The sequence below is a fragment of the Kocuria sp. HSID16901 genome (assembly GCF_003989425.1).
Lineage (GTDB): Bacteria > Actinomycetota > Actinomycetes > Actinomycetales > Micrococcaceae > Rothia > Rothia massiliensis.
Map to the genome: position 1 here is coordinate 1 of NZ_RBLM01000015.1, position 5,417 is coordinate 5,417.

At 53.8% G+C, this 5,417-nt stretch carries 3 rRNA genes; all 3 read left to right on the top strand.

Going from position 1 to position 5,417, the window contains the following annotated elements:
• The first annotated feature begins 175 nt into the window (after positions 1–175).
• The 3 genes from D8M21_RS11185 (at position 176) to rrf (ending at position 5,408) form a co-directional block, all read left to right on the top strand.
• Positions 176–1,706, top strand: a 16S ribosomal RNA gene (locus D8M21_RS11185).
• 337 nt (positions 1,707–2,043) lie between these two features.
• Positions 2,044–5,137, top strand: a 23S ribosomal RNA gene (locus D8M21_RS11190).
• Positions 5,138–5,290: 153 nt separating this feature from the next.
• A 5S ribosomal RNA gene (gene rrf, locus D8M21_RS11195) occupies positions 5,291–5,408 on the top strand.
• Together the 16S, 23S and 5S rRNA genes form the textbook arrangement of a ribosomal RNA operon.
• Positions 5,409–5,417: the final 9 nt, after the last annotated feature.

Here is a 5,417-nt window from a genome sequence, read left to right on the forward strand (position 1 = left end):
TCGTTGTTTGAGAACTCAATAGTGTGCTTTGTTTATAGAATGTTGTACCAATGTTTTTTGTAGAAATTCTTGTTGGTTTCAGCATGACCTGATGAACGTTTGATCATCACCCCGTGATGGTTGTTTGTTGGGGTTTTATTTTGTTGAGCCTCGGGTTTTTCTCTTTGTTTGTTTTTTAACGGAGAGTTTGATCCTGGCTCAGGACGAACGCTGGCGGCGTGCTTAACACATGCAAGTCGAACGCTGAAGCTTGGTGCTTGCACCGGGTGGATGAGTGGCGAACGGGTGAGTAATACGTGAGTGACCTACCTTGGACTCTGGGATAAGCCTGGGAAACTGGGTCTAATACCGGATATGACCAATGGGCGCATGCTCTGTTGGTGGAAAGGGTTTGTACTGGTCTTTGATGGGCTCACGGCCTATCAGCTTGTTGGTGAGGTAATGGCTTACCAAGGCGACGACGGGTAGCCGGCCTGAGAGGGTGACCGGCCACACTGGGACTGAGACACGGCCCAGACTCCTACGGGAGGCAGCAGTGGGGAATATTGCACAATGGGCGCAAGCCTGATGCAGCGACGCCGCGTGAGGGATGACGGCCTTCGGGTTGTAAACCTCTTTCAGCAGGGAAGAAGCGAAAGTGACGGTACCTGCAGAAGAAGCGCCGGCTAACTACGTGCCAGCAGCCGCGGTAATACGTAGGGCGCAAGCGTTGTCCGGAATTATTGGGCGTAAAGAGCTCGTAGGCGGTTTGTCGCGTCTGCTGTGAAAGCCCGGGGCTTAACCCCGGGTGTGCAGTGGGTACGGGCAGGCTAGAGTGCAGTAGGGGAGACTGGAATTCCTGGTGTAGCGGTGAAATGCGCAGATATCAGGAGGAACACCGATGGCGAAGGCAGGTCTCTGGGCTGTTACTGACGCTGAGGAGCGAAAGCATGGGGAGCGAACAGGATTAGATACCCTGGTAGTCCATGCCGTAAACGTTGGGCACTAGGTGTGGGGGACATTCCACGTTTTCCGCGCCGTAGCTAACGCATTAAGTGCCCCGCCTGGGGAGTACGGCCGCAAGGCTAAAACTCAAAGGAATTGACGGGGGCCCGCACAAGCGGCGGAGCATGCGGATTAATTCGATGCAACGCGAAGAACCTTACCAAGGCTTGACATACACCGGATCGCAGCAGAGATGTTGTTTCCTTTCGGGGCTGGTGTACAGGTGGTGCATGGTTGTCGTCAGCTCGTGTCGTGAGATGTTGGGTTAAGTCCCGCAACGAGCGCAACCCTCGTTCTATGTTGCCAGCACGTGATGGTGGGGACTCATAGGAGACTGCCGGGGTCAACTCGGAGGAAGGTGGGGATGACGTCAAATCATCATGCCCCTTATGTCTTGGGCTTCACGCATGCTACAATGGCCGGTACAATGGGTTGCGATACTGTGAGGTGGAGCTAATCCCAAAAAGCCGGTCTCAGTTCGGATTGGGGTCTGCAACTCGACCCCATGAAGTCGGAGTCGCTAGTAATCGCAGATCAGCAACGCTGCGGTGAATACGTTCCCGGGCCTTGTACACACCGCCCGTCAAGTCACGAAAGTCGGTAACACCCGAAGCCGATGGCCTAACCCTTTGTGGGGGGAGTCGTCGAAGGTGGGACTGGCGATTGGGACTAAGTCGTAACAAGGTAGCCGTACCGGAAGGTGCGGCTGGATCACCTCCTTTCTAAGGAGCTCAACTTTTGGTTGGCCATGCTGTGCACGAGTGTTGTGCAGGTGGTTTGCTCATGGGTGGAATACAATGTTCGTTCCGCTGATGCCGCGTGTGTGGTGTTGGTGGTGGATGAAGCGCACTGTTGGGTTTTGAGGCAATGAACCTGTGGGTTGTTGTCTTGGTTGTCCCTTCCAGGGGTGTTGCTGCATGGTTGTGTGGTGGTGTTTCTGGTGTGGGGTTGTTGTTTGAGAACTATATAGTGGACGCGAGCATCTTATGATCTGCCGCATCGTTGTGGTGTGGTGGGTTGTATTGTTCTATGTGAATGTCTTTGTGGTGATTATTCGTGTGTTAAATCGTTAAGGGCGCACGGTGGATGCCTGGGCATAAGAAGCCGATGAAGGACGTGTGAATCTGCGATATGCCTCGGGGAGCCGATAACTGGGCTGTGATCCGAGGATTTCCGAATGGGGAAACCCCGCTGCCTGTCAAGGGTAGTGACCCGCACCTGAATGTATAGGGTGTGTGGAGGGAACGGGGGGAAGTGAAACATCTCAGTACCCTCAGGAAGAGAAAATAATAATGATTCTGTGAGTAGTGGCGAGCGAAAGCGGATGAGACTAAACCTGTGGTGTGTGATACCGGTAAGGGGTTGCATCATGGGTGTTGTGGGGTCAATGCGTACCAGTTCTTACTTGGCTGGTGATGCTTGGTGTGGTGATAGGCGAATCATCTGGGATGGTGAACCGGAGTGGGTGAGAGTCCTGTAGCTGAAATCATTGTGCCGGTGTTGGTGTTGATACCCGAGTAGCACGGGGCTCGTGGAATCTCGTGTGAATCTGCCAGGACCACCTGGTAAGTCTAAATACTTTCGTGTGACCGATAGTGTATCAGTACCGTGAGGGAATGGTGAAAAGTACCCCGAGAGGGGAGTGAAATAGTACCTGAAACCGTGTGCCTACAAGCCGTCAGAGCCTTTTGGGGTGATGGCGTGCCTTTTGAAGAATGAGCCTGCGAGTTAGTGCTGTGTCGCGAGGTTAACCCGTGTGGGGTAGCCGTAGCGAAAGCGAGTCTGAATAGGGCGTTGCAGTGGCACGGTCTAGACCCGAAGCGGAGTGATCTACCCATGGCCAGGTTGAAGCGCGTGTAAGAGCGTGTGGAGGACCGAACCCACTTCAGTTGAAAATGGAGGGGATGAGCTGTGGGTAGGGGTGAAAGGCCAATCAAACTCTGTGATAGCTGGTTCTCCCCGAAATGCATTTAGGTGCAGCGTCGCGTGTTGCTTATCTGAGGTAGAGCTACTGGTTGGCTGATGGGCCTGATCGGGTTACTGACGTCAGCCAAACTCCGAATGCGGGTAAGTGTAAGCGCGGCAGTGAGACAGTGGGGGATAAGCTTCATTGTCGAGAGGGAAACAGCCCAGATCATCGACTAAGGCCCCTAAGCGTGTGCTAAGTGGGAAAGGATGTGGAGTTGCTGAGACAACCAGGAGGTTGGCTTAGAAGCAGCCATCCTTGAAAGAGTGCGTAATAGCTCACTGGTCAAGTGATTCTGCGCCGATAATGTAGCGGGGCTCAAGCACACCGCCGAAGTCGTGGCAATAACTTTTTTGTTGTTGGGTAGGGGAGCGTCGTGTACTGCGGTGAAGCTGCCGTGTGAACGTGTGGTGGAGTGTACGCGAGTGAGAATGCAGGCATGAGTAGCGAATGATGCGTGAGAAACGTATCCGCCGAATGATCAAGGGTTCCAGGGTCAAGCTAATCTTCCCTGGGTTAGTCGGGGCCTAAGGCGAGGCCGACAGGCGTAGTCGATGGATAACGGGTTGATATTCCCGTACCGACGAAGAACCGTCCATACTAAACCGTTGAGACTAACCATCCTGGCAGCATGTTTGGTGCACTTTGTGTGCTGGTGTGTTGTTGGCATGGGACCTGATACGGGGCGGTAAACGCATTAACGGGTGTGACGCAGGAAGGTAGCCGGGCCACGCGGTGGTTGTCGTGGTCTAAGCATGTAGGGTTGGTCGTTGTTAAATGCGCGGCCTGTGTGCCTGAGATGTGATGGGACCCCCGTTTGTGGGGGGATTCGGTGATCCTATGCTGTCGAGAAAAGCATCGGCGTGAGGTTCTAGTTGCCCGTACCCTAAACCGACACAGGTGATCAGGTAGAGAATACTAAGGCGTTCGAGAGAATCATGGTTAAGGAACTCGGCAAAATGCCCCCGTAACTTCGGGAGAAGGGGGACCTTGAGCGTGAACTGCCCTTGCGGTGGGGAGCGTGTATGGGTCGCAGAGACCAGGGGGAAGCGACTGTTTATCAAAAACACAGGTCCGTGCGAAGTCGCAAGACGATGTATACGGACTGACTCCTGCCCGGTGCTGGAAGGTTAAGAGGACCCGTTAGCTTCGGCGAAGCGGAGAATTTAAGCCCCAGTAAACGGCGGTGGTAACTATAACCATCCTAAGGTAGCGAAATTCCTTGTCGGGTAAGTTCCGACCTGCACGAATGGAGTAACGACTTCCCTACTGTCTCAACCATGAACTCGGCGAAATTGCAGTACGAGTAAAGATGCTCGTTTCGCGCAGCAGGACGGAAAGACCCCGTGACCTTTACTATAGTTTGGTATTGGTGTTCGGTGTGGCTTGTGTAGGATAGGTGGGAGATTGTGAAGCTACGGCGCTAGTCGTGGTGGAGTCGTTGTTGAAATACCACTCTGGTCATATTGGATGTCTAACCTCGGCCCATGATCTGGGTCAGGGACAGTGCCTGATGGGTAGTTTAACTGGGGCGGTTGCCTCCTAAAGAGTAACGGAGGCGCCCAAAGGTTCCCTCAGCCTGGTTGGCAATCAGGTGTTGAGTGTAAGTGCACAAGGGAGCTTGACTGTGAGACTGGCAGGTCGAGCAGGGACGAAAGTCGGGACTAGTGATCCGGCGGTTCATTGTGGAATGGCCGTCGCTCAACGGATAAAAGGTACCTCGGGGATAACAGGCTGATCTTGCCCAAGAGTCCATATCGACGGCATGGTTTGGCACCTCGATGTCGGCTCGTCGCATCCTGGGGCTGGAGTTGGTCCCAAGGGTTGGGCTGTTCGCCCATTAAAGCGGTACGCGAGCTGGGTTCAGAACGTCGTGAGACAGTTCGGTCCCTATCCGCTGCGTGCGTTGGAGAATTGTGGAGGCCTGTCCTTAGTACGAGAGGACCGGGACGGACGAACCTCTGGTATGTCAGTTGTACCGCCAGGTGCATGGCTGATTGGCTACGTTCGGCAGAGATAACCGCTGAAGGCATCTAAGCGGGAAGCTTGCTTCGAGATGAGTTCTCCTTGCCCCTTATGTGGGGTGTGAGGCTCCCTGTAGATGACGGGGTTGATAGGCCAGGTATGGAAGCCAGGACTGAAGACTGGTGGAGTTGACTGGTACTAATAGGCCGAAGGTTTATCACACAAATAGTGTTTTTGTTGCTATGAAGATGTAGTGGGACTTGTTGTGGTGTGTCGCGCTCACTGTATGGTTTTGGGATAACAACCCTGTTGTGGGGTGTGTTGTTTGAGGTTTCCCGGCTGCACTGTTGGTGGTGTGGTTGTGGTTGAAGGTTTTTCGGTGGTTATGGCAAGAGGGGTACACCCGGTCTCATTCCGAACCCGGTAGTTAAGGCTCTTAGCGCTGATGGTACTGCACCCGGTAGGTGTGTGGGAGAGTAGGTCGCCGCCGAAAATATTTTTG